Raw genomic sequence first — 17,533 nt, 5'->3', positions numbered from 1 at the left:
AGCCAATGAATGTGCGCTCGCCAACCAATAACCAATAACTAATAACCAATAACCAACACCCAATAACCAATAACTAATAACCAATAACCAATAACCAATAACCAATAACCAATAACTAATAACCAATAACTAATAACCAATAACTAATAACCAACAGCGGACAATTAACAAACGGCTGAATGCCAATCTCCGAAAGCTGATTACTATTAACAAAAAATCACTAACTTTGACAATTGTATTGATGTCAATATGACGCAACATGGGATTTGGCGCATTTGTTGACACCAATAGCATATATTTTAGATTATTATTGAACATGTTAGGATTCTTAAGTAAAATTTTTGGCAGTAAATCTGATCGTGATATAAAACATATTCGTCCGTTAGTAGATAAAATCAAGGAAGAATTTGCCAAACTGGAGGGATTAAGTCATGATGAACTTCGTGCAAAGACGCTTGATTTTAAGCGACGGATTTCCGACTATTTAGCGGATATTGATGGTGAAATCAACCAGTTGAAAACAGATGCTGAGGAACCACAGGTAGAAATGGCAGAAAAAAATGCCATTTATGACAAAGTAGATAAACTGATTAAAGATCGCGATAAAAAATTAGAGGAAGTATTAATGGAAATACTTCCGGAGGCATTCGCTGTTGTGAAAGAAACGGCACGCCGATTTACTGAAAACACGACGTTAGAAGTGACAGCTAGTGAGTTCGATCGTGATCTGGCAGCGAAAAAGCCAAATGTCGAAATCAAGGGTGATAAAGCTATTTGGCATAACACATGGATTGCTGCCGGGAATCAGGTTACCTGGAATATGGTGCATTATGATGTACAGTTAATCGGTGGTATTGTTCTGCACGAAGGTAAAATTGCTGAAATGGCAACGGGTGAAGGTAAAACATTGGTAGGTACTTTACCCGCTTATTTAAACGCTTTATCCGGACAAGGTGTTCATATCGTGACGGTGAACGATTATTTGGCACGACGTGACTCCGAATGGAATGGGCCTTTATTTGAATTCCATGGTCTTCGCGTAGATTGTATCGACAAACATCAGCCAAACTCTGCGGCTCGCCGCAACGCTTATGCCGCTGATATTGTTTTCGGTACAAACAATGAATTTGGTTTCGATTATCTACGAGATAATATGGCGCAAGCACCGGAAGGCTTGGTGCAACGTAAATTACATTTTGCTATGGTGGATGAGGTTGACTCTGTACTCATTGATGATGCACGTACACCTTTAATTATATCCGGCCCAATTCCCCGTGGCGATGAACATGAATTCTATGATTTGAAACCGCGAATCGAGCGTCTGGTAAATGCACAAAAAGCGTATATCAATACGGTGTTGAACGAAGCGAAGAAAGGAATTTCAAGTGGTAATACCGATGTAGAAGGTGCTGGTATGGCCTTATTACGTGCACATAGAGGCTTACCTAAGAATAAGGCGCTCATTAAATTTCTGAGCGAAGGGAGTAATCGCCAGGTGCTTACGAAAACAGAGAACTATTACCTGCAGGAACAAAGCAAAAATATGCCAAAAGTGGATGCCGAATTGTTCTTTGTAATAGATGAGAAAAATAATCAAGTAGAGTTGACAGAAAAAGGAATTGAGCTAATCACAAGCTCAGGCGAAGATCCTCACTTTTTTGTCATGCCTGATGTAGGGACTGAAATTGCTGAGATTGAAAAGTTAGCGATCTCTGCCGAAGAAAAGGCGCAGAAGAAAGATGAACTGATGCGTGATTTTTCTATTAAATCTGAACGTATTCACTCCGTTAACCAGCTATTAAAAGCTTATACCTTGTTTGAAAAGGATGTAGAATATATCATAGATGAGGGTAAGGTTAAGATTGTCGATGAGCAGACGGGGCGTATCATGGAAGGTCGCCGTTACTCGGATGGGTTACATCAAGCAATTGAGGCGAAAGAAAATGTAAAGGTAGAAGATGCTACACAAACCTACGCGACGATAACTTTACAGAATTATTTTAGAATGTACCACAAGCTAGCAGGTATGACGGGTACGGCGGTGACGGAGGCGGGTGAGCTGTGGCAAATCTATAAGTTGGATGTGGTAGAAATACCAACCAATATCCCAATACAACGTGATGATCGGGAGGACTTGGTTTATCGTACGGCTCGTGAAAAATATAATGCAGTTGCTGAGGAAATCCAAAAGTTAACCGAGGCTGGTCGCCCGGTATTGGTAGGTACGACCTCGGTGGAAATATCAGAATTGTTGAGCCGTATGTTGAAGTTACGCGGTATCAAACACAATGTATTGAATGCTAAACTTCACCAAAGGGAAGCCGACATAGTGGCGGAAGCAGGGCAGGCGGGTACCGTGACCATCGCGACGAACATGGCGGGTCGTGGTACCGACATCAAGTTAGGACCTGGTGTTAAAGAGGCTGGTGGTTTAGCTATTGTTGGTACAGAACGACATGAATCTCGCCGCGTTGACCGTCAGTTGCGCGGTCGTGCCGGTCGCCAAGGTGACCCCGGTTCTTCGCAGTTTTTCGTTTCCTTGGAAGACAATTTAATGCGCTTATTCGGTTCCGAACGTATTTCCAACATCATGGTACGTATGGGCATTGAAGAAGGAGAGGTTATTCAGCATTCGATGATCACCAAATCGATCGAACGAGCACAGAAGAAAGTGGAAGAGAACAACTTCGGTATCCGTAAGCGTTTGCTGGAATACGATGATGTGATGAACTCACAGCGTACCGTGATCTATGCGAAACGTAGAAATGCACTATTTGGGGAACGTTTGGATGTTGATCTGAATAATACCATTTATGATGTGGTTGAAGACTTGGTTACTGAATATAAGGAAACGGGAACCTATGAGGATTTTCAATTGGAATTTATCCGTGTTTTTTCCGTTGATCCTGAGTTGAATCAAGATGCTTTTTTAAGTGGCAACATTGCCGGCTTAACAGATACCTTATTTAGCCGGGTAATCGATTTCTACCACCGCAAAGCGGAGCATATTGCAAATCAGACCTTACCGGTTTTGAAAGACGTGTATGCAACACGTGGTGAACAGATTGAAAATATTGTCGTGCCATTTACTGATGGTCTTCGTGGATTGCAGGTCGCAGCTAACCTAAAGAAAGCGGTTGAAACAAATGGAAAGGAAGTATTTAAGGCCTTCGAAAAAGGGGTTGTTTTATCCTTAATAGATGAGGCTTGGAAAGAGCATTTGCGTGAGATGGACGATTTGAAACAATCGGTGCAAAATGCAGTTTACGAACAAAAGGATCCTATCATTATTTATAAAATGGAAGCCTTTAACCTTTTCAAGGAGATGTTGGTAACCATGAATAAAGATATTGTGGCTTTCTTGTTTAAAGGAGAAATTCCGCATCAGCAGCCACAAGAAGTGCGGGAAGCACGCCGGCCTGTTCAGGAACCCAAAATGCAAGTATCTAAGCCGGAATTGGCCGCAGCAACGTCAGGAGGTGGTCTGCCCGTGGAGGATACCAGGGAAGTGCAAAAGACGCAACCTGTCAGAAATGATAATAAAATAGGAAGAAATGATCCTTGCCCTTGTGGTAGTGGGAAAAAATATAAAAATTGTCACGGTATAGGACAAGTTTAGTTCTTAGCTGTTCGTTCTTAGTTGTTGTCATTTACTCATTTACTAAGAACAATAACAAACAACGAATAACCGTTTGAATATGTTAATAACATCTTGCCTTAAACAAATTTTTATCGCTCTAGGTCTATTGCTTTTCTGTTTTATAGGAAAGGCAATTGCTCAGGATGAGAAGGGGATAGTAGAAGAACATAAAAGTATCTTAATTGAACGTCTACAGAAAGAGCGTATGTTACTGGGTAGTAACACGGTTTTGTCTCCAGCAGATGAATCCAGCAAACCCGGTGTGCCGCTGAAGACCGGTAGAAAAGTTACGGCACGCGGTTATCGGGTACAGATTTACTCTGGAAGCAATCGTAACGAAGCTTACAGCGCGCAGGCAAGGTTTAAGCAAATTTATAAAGATCTTAATACCTATGTCGGCTATCAGCAGCCTAACTATCGGGTGAAGGTAGGTGATTTTACGAGTCGGAGCCAGGCACAAGCACTTATGAATCAGCTTAAGCGGGATTTCAGTTCTGTCTTTATATTTACCGAAACGATTAACATAGAAAACTAACATGTTAAAAGAATCTATCCAAGCATTAGCTCAAACCATTTTCTCTGAGATAGTAGATACGCGCCGTCATCTTCACGCCAACCCGGAATTGTCTTTTCAAGAATACAATACCTCGGTATTTGTCAAAGAGAAATTGGATGCTTTGGGTATCGCTTGGGAAGAAATGGCGAATACTGGAATCGTTGCCCTCATTAAGGGAGAACAAGTCGGGGATGGGGTGATAGCTTTAAGGGCGGATATGGATGCTTTACCAATTAAAGAAGTAGAAGGAAGAACTTATGGATCTAAAAATATAGGTGTTATGCATGCTTGTGGTCATGATGTGCATACTTCTTCCTTATTGGGAACAGCTAAAATACTAGCTTCCTTGAAAAATCAATTTGCAGGAACTGTTAAGTTAATCTTTCAACCTGGAGAAGAAAAGCTTCCTGGAGGGGCAAGTATTATGATAAAAGAGGGAGCGCTTGAAAACCCCAAACCACAAGCTATTATCGGTCAACATGTCATGCCGCTGATCGATGCAGGTAAAGTTGGATTTAGGGCGGGGAAGTACATGGCATCTACTGATGAACTCTATGTAACGGTGAAAGGAAAGGGGGGCCACGGGGCACAACCACAACAAAATATAGACCCTATTGTTATTACCGCACATATTATTACGGCTTTGCAGCAGATCGTAAGTCGTGTAGCCGACCCCAAGATGCCTACCGTCTTGTCGTTCGGTAAAATTAATGCGGAAGGCGCTACGAATGTAATTCCGAATGAGGTTAAGCTGGAGGGAACATTTCGCACATTTGATGAAGAATGGCGCAAAGAGGCGCATAAAAAAATGAAAAAAATGGCCGAAGGCATCGCAGAAAGCATGGGCGGATCCTGTGATTTTGAAGTACGCCACGGTTACCCCTATCTTGTGAATAATGAAGCGCTAACCAAGGAAGCTCGTGGCTATGCCGTTGAATACCTTGGACAGGAAAATGTACTGGATCTAGATCTTTGGATGGCGGGAGAAGATTTCGCTTTCTATTCGCAGGTAACGGATGCTTGTTTTTATCGCTTAGGTACGCGTAATGAAGAAAAAGGAATCACGGCATCGGTACACACCCCTGATTTTGATGTCGATGAAAAAGCATTATCCATAAGTACGGGCTTAATGGCCTATATTGCTCTCAAACGTCTAGGAAACTAGCTGAAAAATCGTATCTTTGCTAATAAGCCCTTTGGCTTATGAATCTATTGGCTCTAACAGATATCTTCTGTTTTTCCGAGCTTTAACATCGTGTTTTTATTTTAACTTATCCGGCCTACGGGTTTGGATGATATTTAAAACCTATTCCACAATGGACAATTTAGAAAGCAGCTTAGAGAAATCCTCCAATTTTATTAGTGAATTCACCTATCACAAACTCATTGATCTCGGCATAAACAAAGAAGTGGCTACTTATGTGAATGTCTTTGTTCTGCTCGCAATTTTGGTATTTCTAGTTTATGCCGTACAACATGTTGTGAGAAAAGCACTGAAAATCGCTTTTACTAAAATTTACAATAGTACGCAACTTCGGTTTTTCGATTATCTGTTAAAAAACCGCTTTCCTCATTTTCTTGCACTGATAGCACCATTCAGCCTGGTGAAAAATTCGATACCGGTTGTATTTAATGACTTCCCGCATTTAATAAATCCCTTGGACATCGCCATGGAAGTTTACATGGTTTTTATGATCATATCCATTGTGATGGCCATTATAAGGTCGGGTGCCGACGTATTACGAGAAAAACCCGAATTTTCAGCTAAACCAATGGAGAGTTATCTACAGGTTATTCGGATGGTTTTCTTTCTATTTGGTGCCGTAGCTATTTTTTCCAGTATAACCGGTCAATCCCCGACGGCTTTCTTTGCCGCTATGGGCGCTGCTTCGGCGATTCTATTACTCATGTTTAAAGATACCATCATGGGGTTTGTGGCCAGCATTCAGGTAACAACCAATGATATGGTTCGTATCGGCGACTGGATCACCATGCCTAAATACGGCGCAGATGGCGACGTGGAAGAAATTAACCTAACAACCGTAAAAGTGCGTAATTTCGATAAAACGATTACCACTATTCCTACCTATACCCTTATATCCGATTCATTTCAGAATTGGCGCGGAATGCAAGAATCCGGTGGGCGTCGCATTAAAAGGGCAATCATTATTAAACAGGGCAGCATTCGCTTTGTGGGTGACGAAGAGCTTCCTCGTTTCCAAAAAATACAAGGAATTCGTGATTATATTGACGAGCGCGGAGAAGTGATTAAAAAGCACAACGAAAAAATAGGAGCAGACAGGACCGTTGCATTGAATGGGCGAAACTTTACGAACTTCGGACTTTACAGAAAATATATTGATTGGTATCTGAATAATCATCCAGGGCTTCATAAGGGCATGACGTTGATGGTTAGGCAATTGGCGCCAACTGAAAATGGCTTGCCTTTGGAGTTATATGCTTTTACCAATACAACCAAGTGGGCCGAATATGAATATATAATGGCTGATATTTTTGATCATTTAATAGCAGCAGTACCATATTTCGGATTGCAAATTTTCGAGCGAACTTCCGGGAACGATGCCTTCGGAATCAAATTTGCCAATGGACCAGAAGTAAAGAATGAAAAGCTAGGTATTAAGTAGTGATGAGTGAGGAGTGATGAATGAGGAGTAGCAGTAGCGAAAGCGGAAACAAGTGATAAGCGAATAGGCTTTTTTACTGTCCCTCCATGAGGCAGGCCATCCCTCCGGGAGGCTTTTGAATTATTGATGCTTTGTTAGTTCTTTAAGGTATCAATGAGCCCTTCGGGGTTATTGATGCTTTGTTAGTTTTTTTAAGGTATCAATGAACCCTTCGGGGTTATTGATGCTTTGTTAGTTTTCTAAGGTGTCAATGAGCCCTTCGGGGTTATTGATGCTTTGTTAGTTCTTTAAGGTATCAATGAGCCCTTCGGGCTTGTTACTTATCCTGATACCTACCTGCCTGCCGGCAGGCAGGTGTCCTGATACTAAAACCTGTTTTCACAAAAGCATCCCATAACCAGCAACTAACAACGAACAACGAACAACGAATAACTAACAACCACTAACCAATAACGAAAATTACTATCTTTACCAAGAATGATTAAGCAGGAAACAATCGGGAAAATTTTGGATGCCGCTCGTATCGAAGAAGTGGTGGGTGACTTTGTGGACTTAAAGAAACGGGGAACGAGCTTAATTGGTGTTTGCCCATTCCATAATGAAAAGACACCTTCTTTTCATGTTTCTGTAAGCAAGGGTATTTATAAGTGTTTTGGTTGTGGCGCTGGAGGGGATTCAGTACGCTTTGTTATGGAGCTTGAGAAATATTCCTACCCGGAAGCGTTACGCTACTTGGCGCAGAAATATAATATAGAAGTTGAGGAGGTTGAACTATCTCCGGAGCAGGCGGCGGCAAGCGACAAGCGCGAAAGCCTATTGATCATTACCAATTGGGCGGCTAAATTTTTCCGTGAAAGCCTCTGGGATACAGAGGACGGTCAGGCTATCGGTCTGAGTTATTTTCGCGAACGGGGTTATCGGGATGATATCATTAAAAAGTTCGAACTGGGTTATTCCCCCGAAGCATGGGCAGCTTTATATGAAGAAGCCGTAAAGGGTGGCTTCAGCGAAGAATTCTTGGACGAAACAGGCTTGATAATTCGTAGAGATGACGGGAAACGTTATGATCGGTTCCGAGGGCGGGTGATGTTTCCTATACATAACCTGACAGGACGTGTCTTGGGTTTTGGAGGAAGAACGCTCAAAACAGATAAGAAGACGCCGAAATATGTTAACTCACCTGAGAGCTTAATTTATCATAAATCCGATGTTCTTTACGGTTTATACTTTGCCAAGAAGGCAATAACGGACCAGGATAATTGTTTTCTCGTGGAAGGTTATGCGGATGTGATTTCCATGCACCAGGCGGGCGTCGAAAACGTGGTTGCCTCCTCAGGAACTTCATTGACCACTGGTCAAATCCGACTGATTTCAAGATTTACGCGAAATGTAACCATTTTATACGATGGCGATGCTGCGGGTATCAAAGCATCGTTAAGGGGAATGGATATGTTGTTAGAAGAAGGGATGAACGTTAAAGTGCTCCTTTTTCCCGACGGAGACGATCCGGATTCTTTTGCCATGAAACATGGCGCAATGCAATTCAAACAATATATAGCGGAAAACAGTAAGGATTTTATTTTTTACAAGACCGACATTCTACTCAAAGATGCCGGGAATGACCCCGTAAAACGTGCGGGTGTTATTCATGATGTGGTAGACAGTATCGCGCTTATTCCCGATGATATTAAGGCTTCTGTATTTATACGAGAATGTAGCCGATTGTTGGATATTGAAGAACGTTTGTTGATCGCAGAATTAAACAAACAAAAGCTGCAAGCAATCAAGAAAAATCAAAAGTCTTCGGATTCATCTGCTGCTGCAAACGCTCCCTTTGGTGGAGATGAGCCACCTCCTGACCTGTTTATGGACCCGCGGGATATGGCGGAAACACGCTCGCAGGAGGAACTGCAGCCCGCACTATCGCAATCTATCGCTTTACAGGAGCGTGAGATTATCCGCTTGCTCATTAATTATGGACAAATACCCGCGAAATGGGAACAGGACTACCCCATTGCCTTCGTGTTATTTGCAGGTTTGCAAGACATTGAGTTTGCAGATCCTTTGTGTCAAAAGATCATAACCATTTACTTGGAATTTATTGAACGCGAGGAATTACCGGACGAACGCTATTTTATTAGTCATGCAGATCGCGAAATTGCAGATTTGGCTATTTCCCTGCTTTCATCGCCGTATAGCCTAAGCCCTAATTGGAACGATGAGAAACGAAAGATTTATGTATCTCAAGAAACAGATAATTTAAAAAATGCAGTATTGGGAGCGCTTTATCGTATAAAGAAACGGAAGGTAGAACAAAATATGCAGGAAGTTAGAGAGGCCTTGAAAATAGAGCATAATGAAGCGAATTTGGAAATCCTTATCGACAAATATCAAAAGCTAAAGATGATGGAAAAGGAGTTGACAGGTTACTTGGGAACTGTGATTGTTAAATAATTCAATGAATGGCTACGCATCAGATAACCGGTTCGGATGGAGAACGGGCCGCACTGCAGTATTTATTGCATCAGGGCTATTATTTGGTGAAGCAGAATTGGCGCTATAAGCATCTAGAGGTCGACTTGATCATGAAAGATGGGACTCAATTGGTCTTTGTTGAAGTAAAAACCCGGTCTAGTAGCGGTTTTGGACTTCCTTACGAAGCCGTTAATTGGCAAAAACAACGTAAGCTATCACAAGCGGCAACCATTTATATTCGTCAACATCACTATGCGGGTGAGATCCGTTTCGATATCGTTTCTATTTTTGCAAATAAAGATAAAAAATATAATATCCGACATATCAAAGACGCCTTTTGGCCTAGGTATTCTTAGTTATTGGTTATTGGTTATTTGTTATTCGTTATTAGTTATTGGTTATTTGTTATTAGTTATTGGTTAGTTGTTATTAGTTATTAGTTATTGGTGTCTGGTTATGACGTACTTTTGTGAGGACAGGTTTAGTATCAGGACACCTGCCTGCCGGCAGGCAGGTAAGTATCAGGTATCAAGACGTAGGTATCAGGATAAGTAGAAAAGAGATTCATCACTCATGATTCCTGCCTACCGGCAGGCAGGCAACACTCATCACTACTTAACGTCTCAACTACTCAACAATTAACTATACCTAAAATATTACTATTCTCTAAGTTTGTATCATAGGAATAAATTATGTCATATACACTACATCTTCTATATTTGTGTATGAACAAATTTTTGCTTCTGGCATTGACTGCCTTATGTAGTGTGGCGGCTTGTGATCGAGAAAAATCGAATAATTCATCCAATAAATCGTTGAGCTTTAGCGCTGTTGAACCAGGATCTTTGATCAACAAAGGCGACAGTGTTTCTCTGCAACTCAGTTTACCGGCAGACCTTTCTTTTGATTCAATTGCTTATTCATTAAATGATAAGCCTTATGTAACGGTAAAAGACAGTGGCGCCGTTTGGTTAAAGACAGATAGTTTGGGTATGGGAAGTCAGCTTATCACTGCTAATGTCTTTAAGGCAGGGCAGTCAGAAAGCGCTAGTACGAATATTGTTGTTGTAGCATCCAAACTTCCTGAACAATACAGTTTTACGGTGGTTAATACGTATCCGCACGATGCTCACGCTTATACGCAGGGTCTAGAATATCATGATGGCTTTCTGTATGAAAGCACTGGACAGCGCGGACAATCAACCCTGCGGAAAGTGGAGTTAAAAACCGGTAAGGTTGTAAAGAAAATCGATCTCCCCTCCAAATATTTTGGAGAAGGAATGACCTTTGTCGGTGATAAAATTGTTCAGTTAACCTGGGAAGAAGGCGTTGGATTTGTGTATGATAGAAACTCTTTCGAAAAGGTGGGAGAATTTCCTTACCAAGCAAGCAAAGAGGGTTGGGGATTATGCTTTGACGGACAGCGTCTGATCAAATCAGATGGTAGCAACCGTCTTTATTTCCTAAATAAAGATAATTTTAAAGAGGAAGGCTTTATCGAAGTATATAACCACAAAGGTCCTGTTGATAAGTTGAACGAATTGGAGTACATTGATGGAAAAATCTATGCCAACGTTTATTACTCTGATGTCGTCGTGGTAATCGATCCACATTCAGGACAAGTGGAGGCTGAGATTAATCTTATTGGCTTGTTGCCTCAGAAAGATGTGACCGAAGATACCAATGTACTCAATGGGATCGCTTATGATCAGCAGGGTAAACATCTCTACGTAACAGGCAAAAACTGGGATAAACTATTTGAAATTAAGTTATTGGGACGATGAGAAGTAATAGAGTATATGCGCATTGAGTGAGGAGTAATGAGTGCCTTGTCCTGAGTTCAACGCTTATTGTCCATAGTTACAGTCGAAAGCCGACATCCGATCCGATAGCTGAAAGCTAATACCTAAACCTTATACCTACAGCTTGGTCGGTACCGACCGACAGCTGATATCAAAACACGCAATCGGTTGCGTTTGCAAAGGATTTGCATTTCATCTAAAAAGTTTCTACACTTGATCGATACAATCAATCTTTCTGATAAGAATCGCTAGTTCAATTATATTAACCAATACTAAGCAGGGTATTTACTAGATATTGATTATCTAATACATAGGTGCTTTATGATGAATGAACCCAATTACATGGACCAACCGAATCGTTTGTCAGTTGAAGACTTATTCAAAAAGTATTATCTGCGTTTGTTTGAATTCGCGTATAAGCTTTCGGGCAATGAGGAGGAAGCGGAAGATTTGGTGCAGGACGCTTTCGTTGTCTTCTGTGAACAGACAAATGGTACGCTTTGGAGCGAACATGCCATTAAATCATATTTGTATACAACCATTAAACATGATGCGTTCAATCGATTTAGACACCATAAGGTGGTCGAAAAATATCAAAAACAGCATCCGGACCAATTATTAGAAGATTTTCAGATCGATAACTTTTTAATTCATGCAGAAGTTCTCGGGGAATTAATGGCCGCCTTAGATAAGCTTCCGGGAGGCTGTGCCATGATATGCAGGATGGGATACTTGGAAGGACTAAAGAACCCGCAAATTGCTGAGCTTTTAGGTATAAGTATCCATACTGTAAAAAGTCAAAAACAGCGAGCCCTTCATCTACTCAAAGAGCAATTGAAGCCCGAGCTTTTTACGGTGCTTCTTGTCACCTTGTTAAAATAAGCTTGCAGTACCACGAGTATTCAATCGCATATACTTCGTAATAGCGCTTAGATTAAAAGAAGGATTATTTTAGTCATATTTTTATTCTCTTTAATTTCATCCTATTGTTTTCTTTTTAATGGTTGATGAGAGCTCGAGTAAATAATAATTGCCCTGTGTGTCCATTATTATTTACATCTCGGTTTCATCTCACTTTACCTTCGATGCAAAGTGAGGCAAACATCAAGGCTGTCCAGTTCTCGCTAAAAATTCGGTTCCTATCCCTCTGTTCTGCGGAGCCGCCCCTATTCACAATTCCTTCCCTTCGCTTTTTCGCATAGCACTTTAGCCCGCCCTGCTAACCGAATTTTCTTTACGCTCACCCTGGAAGGCCGTTTTACCCTGCGCCATCACCCAGACGCATAGCCGTTCCGAAGGACGTCAATGGCCTAGTCTGTGGAGGCAGCAACCGGCAGTCAAAGATGCCCCTTCACCATTATTATGCGAAGCAGACGGTAATCAGTGAATCGACGAACGAAGGACATGCCATTGCGTAAGAGGGTGGCTCCGATTCACGGATGGGCATCTTGACCACGGGTTGCAACGGAATAGACAAGCCGAAGCACCTTGCCCCACTTGGGTGCGTCCAAGTGGGATGTATAAAATAAACCTTTGATTTTATTAGGCAGTTGGTTTTTCTGAGCAACCTGTATTTTCTTCATAATTTTTTTCATTTTCTTCCATACTTTTTTTATCCGAAGGTGCTTTAGCAGTATATAACGAAGAGGTATGTACGACGACCCACTGGAAAAGGCTCGATTGATAGTCGGGTACATTCAAGGTACACTTTCTGAGCAGGAGGAGTCTCAATTTTTAGATTTACTGGAGCGAGACAAAAACCTGCAAGATCTGTTGGAAATGTATAAGGACACACCAACGATAGCAAGTCGTATAAAGACTTTAAAAGAAAGGGATACTGAAAAGGCTTGGAATCGCTTTAAAGAAAAAGCAAATAAGGGATCCAGGCGCCGAATAAATTCCTTTTGGATAAGTATCGCTGCGGGCATCGCTTTATTCTTAACCTTTACGCTCAAGCACTTTAATCACCGAGACAATAAGGTAATTCCTGACAGTTCCCATCGCTATGCGAATGATGTGTTACCTGGTGAAAGTAAGGCGAAATTAGTGCTTTCCGACGGTAGTGCCATTCACCTTGGTAGCAAATCGGTGGCGCTTAATGAACATGATGGGACGAATATGCAGGGAACTAAAGAAGAACTGATCTATCGAGGAGAAAAGGCAAGCGCGGCCCGGTTAATCTATAATACACTTTTTGTTCCTCCCGGGGGTAACTACCGTCTTACCTTAGCTGACGGAACAAAGGTTTGGCTTAATGCCGCATCAAAACTTGTTTTTCCGGTCAGTTTTGCTAATAATGAAAGGCTAGTTACCTTGGAAGGTGAGGCCTATTTTGAAGTGGCAAGGGACAAAAAGCGCCCTTTTAAAGTCACAATGAATGATACAAAAATTACTGTTTTAGGGACAAGCTTTAACGCACGATCCTATGAAAAGGAAAGCATGACAACCCTCGTTAGTGGCGCGGTAAAAGTTCATTACGGCAGCAGCCTATATGATCTAAAACCGGGGCAATGTGCCGTCGCTGATGGTAATGATCTTAACATAGGAACTGCTGATATTGAAAAAGCTCTTGCGTGGAAAGAAGGACACTTTTTATTCAATGAAGATGCCATCAAACCTATTTTAGAGGAAGTTGCTCGCTGGTATGATCTCGAACTATCATACAAAGGAAAACTTCCCGATATCCATATTGGTGGCAGTATCAGTCGAAAAGAGAGGTTAAGCGAAGTACTCGAAATGCTGAAAGAAGTAAGCGGATTGAATTTTAATGTGAACGGACGAAAGCTCCAAATTATAGCAAATCCTAGTTGAAATGAACTTGAAATCAAAACCAACCTAATAGTTAGTAAAAACGTCAAACGAATACCGGGAGTGGGCCAACACTCCCGGTAAAAGTTAAGGCACTCGTATTATGATTGAAGGATATAATAACCAAACCCTAACTATACGAAAGTATGAAATATCCAGGTAGTATAAGCACTACAAATGTGAATAAATTAGACCGAATATTCCATATGGACGTAGCAGCAAAACAGATATGAATCGTTTATCTCGAGAGAAAGCGTCGGGAAGGAAGACGCTTTACTTACAAATTGTAAGGATTATGAAATTAACATGGCTGATGGTCTTTGTCTTTTCGTGGGGTGTCTATGCAGCAGGGAAGGCGCAACAGGTCAGCATATCGCTAGAGAATGCGCCACTGAAAGAGGTATTGCAAGCACTGAAAAGACAGACACACTATCGTTTCCTTTACAACGAGGAACAGCTGAAGGCGGCAGGTACTGTTTCCTTAAAGCTACATAACGTGCCGGTGGAGGAAGTTTTGCAAAAGGCTTTAAATAGCAAAAAATTGCAATATAAGAGACATAACACCACCATCACGATTGCTCCTGTTTCAGCTCTAAGCTCAAGCCGCGAAATGATGCAGCAACAGGACCTGGATATACGCGGTACGGTCCGAGATTCGGTAGCGGCATTGACGGGTGTTTCGGTATTTGTGAAGGGCAGGGCATCTAACGGTACCACGACTAATGCGAATGGGCAGTATCAGTTAAAAGTGCCTGAGGGTGCTACCCTAGTCTTCCGATTTATCGGTTATGCCGAAAAGGAGGTTCCCGTAACAAACGCCGGAACTATTGATGTTGTTTTGAGCAATATCGAATCGCGACTAGATGAAGTGGTAGTTGTTGGTTATGGTACACAAAAGAAAGGAGATTTGACGGGCTCAATCGCTTCGCTAAGTGCCGATGACTTAACAAAAGGAGGCGCGATCAGTAATGTCGCGCAGGCTATTCAGGGACGTGCATCCGGTGTAGTAGTCACACAAAACTCAAAAGCCCCAGGTGGAAGTATGTCTATTCGCATACGTGGCTCCAACTCAGTAAGTAGCAGTAATGAACCGCTTTATGTCATTGACGGTTTCCCCAGCAATAATAGGGTCAACATTAATCCAGACGACATTGCGTCTATGGAAATTTTAAAAGATGCATCCGCTACGGCTATTTATGGCTCACGGGGTGCTAACGGTGTGGTGATGATTACCACAAAACGGGGTAAAGCCGGGCAAAGCAATGTCGCTTACAACGGATATATCGGAACGCAAAAGGCAATCAATCCTTATCATTTGCTGGACGGTAAATCCTATATGTTGCTTGCTAATGAGTTGTATAAAGAAATCAACGGACAGGAAGGAATTGAGAATGGTGTTTATACGCAATCGCAATTGAATTCAACCATCAACACAGATTGGGTGAAAGAAGCTACTCGAACCGCTACCGTACAAAATCATAATCTACAATTTACAGGTGGGAGTGAGAAGACGAAGGTATTAAGCAGTGTGGGTTACTTCGATCAAAAGGGGATTCTAAAAACTACCGACTTCAAACGTGTATCCGGAAGAGTCAACATCGATCAAACTATTAATGATTATGTACGTGCAGGTGCTTCCATCTTTGGTCAAAGAGAAAATTCCAACTACCAAATATATGATGGAAATATCTTGAATTCCAATGTGCTCTACAGTGTGCTGACTTATGATCCCACCGTTCCGGTATATGATGCGAATGGTGCCTTTGGCCGTCCTCCCGGAGGAAGAGGAGACAACCCACTTGCAAATTTAATGGCTCGTCAGAACGATGTACAAAAGGATAAGCTTAATGGGAACGTTTATTTGGAGATAAAACCATTTGAAGGCCTAACTGCACGGTTTGACGCGGGCACCGAAATTCTGCATGATCAATTGGGTACTTACTTGTCGCAAGACTCTTATCAAGGTAGTATCGATAAGGGAGTAGCCTCCCAGTCGGATTATAACCTGACCCACAATTTAGCGGACATGTTTATTACCTACGATAAAGGTTTCGGCAAGCATCACCTAAATCTAATGGGCGGTTACTCTTATGAAAAATTTACAAATAGTAATAAGGGAATCAATGTGTATGGATTCTCAACAGACTTGTATGGTTATAACAACCTGGGTGCGGCATCTACCATCTCGGGTGTCAATTCTTATAAATCGGAAAATATGCTGATTTCATTTTTCGGTCGGGCAAATTATTCTTTTGATGATAAATACCTGTTTACTTTCACCGTAAGGCACGATGGTTCTTCGCGCTTTGGCTCCGACAACAAATGGGGCACCTTTCCTTCCGGATCTTTCGCCTGGAAGTTGATCAACGAATCTTTTATGCGAAACCAACAATTGTTCTCCGATCTTAAGTTGCGTCTGGGTTATGGTAAAACCGGGAATGAACGGATTGGGAATTATGCTTCTTACGGATTAATGAGCAATGCCAATTATACCTTTGATGGAATCAATAATACCAGTGGTACCTATTTAAATAGCTCATCACCTGCTAATACAAGACTTAAATGGGAGACGACCAGCCAGTACGATGCCGGAATAGACTTCGCTTTGTTGAATGATCGTATTGCCGTTACCATGGACGCTTACTATAAAAAGACAAGCGACCTCTTGATTAAATTGAATTTACCTCTGTACTCCGGATATTCCTCTGGTCAAAGTAATGTTGGTTCTGTTTCCAATAAGGGATTTGAGTTCGCTATCGCTACAAAAAATTTAACCGGAGCTTTCACCTGGGACACGAAATTGAATTTTGCCATGAACCGCAATAAAGTGCTTGATCTTGGTGGCGATAACGATATCTTTATTACTTCTTCCAAGCCAATGGGAACCGTTTCTGAAGAGGCTTATGCCATTATTCGCGAAGGAGAGCCGCTCGGTTCGCTTTTTGGATACAAATATATTGGCGTTATTCAGCAGGGAGAAGCCTACGCGGCACAACCTAATTCGAAAGCCGGCGATCCGAAATTTGCCGATGTCAATGGAGATGGTATTATTACCGCTGCGGATAGAACAATCATCGGATCTGCTTATCCAAAGCTTACCTATGGAATCACCAATACCTTCGCTTACAAAAATTTCGACTTATCTGTTTTCATTTATGGGAATTTGGGTAACGACCTGCTAAATATGACGCGCATGAATTTGGAATGGAATCGTTCTACAGATGCATTGAATCGCTGGACACCCGAAAATACCAACACCGACTTGCCTCGAAATGGATTCTATTATACAGAATATGGGGGGTATGTGAATGATCATTTTGTGGAAGACGCCTCCTTTTTGCGGTTAAAAAATTTAACATTAGGCTACACAGTACCCCTAAAAACCAAAGCGATGCAATCATTACGCATATATGTAATGGCTGAAAATCTGTTTACAATCAGTGGTTATTCAGGCTGGGATCCAGAGGTCGACACGAAAGGCTATGAAAATGATGCGCTGATTAAATATAGTTCCAATGCGCAAACGGCTAACGCGGGTGCTGGTTTGGACTTTAACTCTTATCCTAGCATGCGTGCCTTTACTTTTGGTGTTAATGTTAACTTTTAA

11 protein-coding genes are annotated in these 17,533 nt (G+C 41.7%); 10 read left to right on the top strand and 1 reads right to left on the bottom strand.

Annotated features, from left to right (window positions below; genetic code table 11):
* Nucleotides 1-316: 316 nt before the first annotated feature.
* From secA to ACH11B_RS03385, 8 genes are all read left to right on the top strand, one after another.
* Nucleotides 317-3,619: a preprotein translocase subunit SecA gene (gene secA / locus ACH11B_RS03420; protein WP_130858150.1), complete on the top strand. Its 3,303-nt coding sequence runs from the start codon at nt 317-319 to the stop codon at nt 3,617-3,619.
* Between the two features lie 79 nt (nt 3,620-3,698).
* A complete protein-coding gene (locus ACH11B_RS03415) occupies nt 3,699-4,175 on the top strand; it encodes an SPOR domain-containing protein (protein WP_013663980.1) in 477 nt (158 codons plus the stop codon).
* A 1-nt stretch (nt 4,176) separates the two neighbouring features.
* The gene (locus ACH11B_RS03410; RefSeq protein WP_130858126.1) at nt 4,177-5,361 is read left to right on the top strand and encodes a M20 family metallopeptidase; all 1,185 of its coding nucleotides are present in this window, start codon (nt 4,177-4,179) and stop codon (nt 5,359-5,361) included.
* A gap of 151 nt (nt 5,362-5,512) precedes the next feature.
* Nucleotides 5,513-6,841, top strand: a complete 1,329-nt coding sequence (locus tag ACH11B_RS03405; protein ID WP_049795130.1) for a mechanosensitive ion channel family protein — start codon at nt 5,513-5,515, stop codon at nt 6,839-6,841.
* Nucleotides 6,842-7,318: 477 nt separating this feature from the next.
* The gene (gene dnaG, locus ACH11B_RS03400) at nt 7,319-9,295 is read left to right on the top strand and encodes a DNA primase (RefSeq protein WP_130858125.1); all 1,977 of its coding nucleotides are present in this window, start codon (nt 7,319-7,321) and stop codon (nt 9,293-9,295) included.
* A gap of 8 nt (nt 9,296-9,303) precedes the next feature.
* Entirely contained in the window at nt 9,304-9,672 is a 369-nt protein-coding gene (locus tag ACH11B_RS03395; RefSeq protein WP_013663976.1) for a YraN family protein, read from the top strand.
* 369 nt (nt 9,673-10,041) lie between these two features.
* Nucleotides 10,042-11,100 carry a glutaminyl-peptide cyclotransferase gene (locus ACH11B_RS03390; protein WP_157622175.1) on the top strand — a complete coding sequence of 353 codons (1,059 nt, stop codon included), beginning with the start codon at nt 10,042-10,044 and terminating at the stop codon, nt 11,098-11,100.
* Nucleotides 11,101-11,439: 339 nt separating this feature from the next.
* Entirely contained in the window at nt 11,440-12,000 is a 561-nt protein-coding gene (locus tag ACH11B_RS03385; protein WP_130858124.1) for an RNA polymerase sigma-70 factor, read from the top strand.
* Between the two features lie 551 nt (nt 12,001-12,551).
* Here ACH11B_RS03385 and ACH11B_RS03380 read toward each other — a convergent pair.
* Nucleotides 12,552-12,701, bottom strand: coding sequence for a hypothetical protein (locus ACH11B_RS03380; protein ID WP_377611658.1), 150 nt, complete (start codon nt 12,699-12,701; stop codon nt 12,552-12,554).
* Nucleotides 12,702-12,768: 67 nt separating this feature from the next.
* On the opposite strand from ACH11B_RS03380, the gene ACH11B_RS03375 reads away from it, so the two are divergent.
* Nucleotides 12,769-13,929 (top strand): FecR family protein, encoded by a 1,161-nt coding sequence (locus ACH11B_RS03375; protein WP_377611656.1) that lies wholly within the window; start codon nt 12,769-12,771, stop codon nt 13,927-13,929.
* A 292-nt stretch (nt 13,930-14,221) separates the two neighbouring features.
* The gene (locus ACH11B_RS03370) at nt 14,222-17,533 is read left to right on the top strand and encodes a SusC/RagA family TonB-linked outer membrane protein (RefSeq protein ID WP_377611654.1); all 3,312 of its coding nucleotides are present in this window, start codon (nt 14,222-14,224) and stop codon (nt 17,531-17,533) included.

It is taken from the genome of Olivibacter sp. EAT-5 (assembly GCF_044784325.1).
Taxonomy (GTDB): domain Bacteria; phylum Bacteroidota; class Bacteroidia; order Sphingobacteriales; family Sphingobacteriaceae; genus Olivibacter; species Olivibacter oleidegradans.
This window is presented reverse-complemented; position numbering and strand designations above follow the sequence as displayed.

Bases quoted from the DNA above. Each gene is read 5' to 3' on its own strand.
- secA (WP_130858150.1), top strand. From the start codon at position 317: ATGTTAGGATTCTTAAGTAAAATTTTTGGCAGTAAATCTGATCGTGAT.
- ACH11B_RS03415 (WP_013663980.1), top strand. From the start codon at position 3,699: ATGTTAATAACATCTTGCCTTAAACAAATTTTTATCGCTCTAGGTCTA.
- ACH11B_RS03410 (WP_130858126.1), top strand. From the start codon at position 4,177: ATGTTAAAAGAATCTATCCAAGCATTAGCTCAAACCATTTTCTCTGAG.
- ACH11B_RS03405 (WP_049795130.1), top strand. From the start codon at position 5,513: ATGGACAATTTAGAAAGCAGCTTAGAGAAATCCTCCAATTTTATTAGT.
- dnaG (WP_130858125.1), top strand. From the start codon at position 7,319: ATGATTAAGCAGGAAACAATCGGGAAAATTTTGGATGCCGCTCGTATC.
- ACH11B_RS03395 (WP_013663976.1), top strand. From the start codon at position 9,304: ATGGCTACGCATCAGATAACCGGTTCGGATGGAGAACGGGCCGCACTG.
- ACH11B_RS03390 (WP_157622175.1), top strand. From the start codon at position 10,042: ATGAACAAATTTTTGCTTCTGGCATTGACTGCCTTATGTAGTGTGGCG.
- ACH11B_RS03385 (WP_130858124.1), top strand. From the start codon at position 11,440: ATGATGAATGAACCCAATTACATGGACCAACCGAATCGTTTGTCAGTT.
- ACH11B_RS03380 (WP_377611658.1), bottom strand. From the start codon at position 12,701: ATGAAGAAAATACAGGTTGCTCAGAAAAACCAACTGCCTAATAAAATC.
- ACH11B_RS03375 (WP_377611656.1), top strand. From the start codon at position 12,769: ATGTACGACGACCCACTGGAAAAGGCTCGATTGATAGTCGGGTACATT.
- ACH11B_RS03370 (WP_377611654.1), top strand. From the start codon at position 14,222: ATGAAATTAACATGGCTGATGGTCTTTGTCTTTTCGTGGGGTGTCTAT.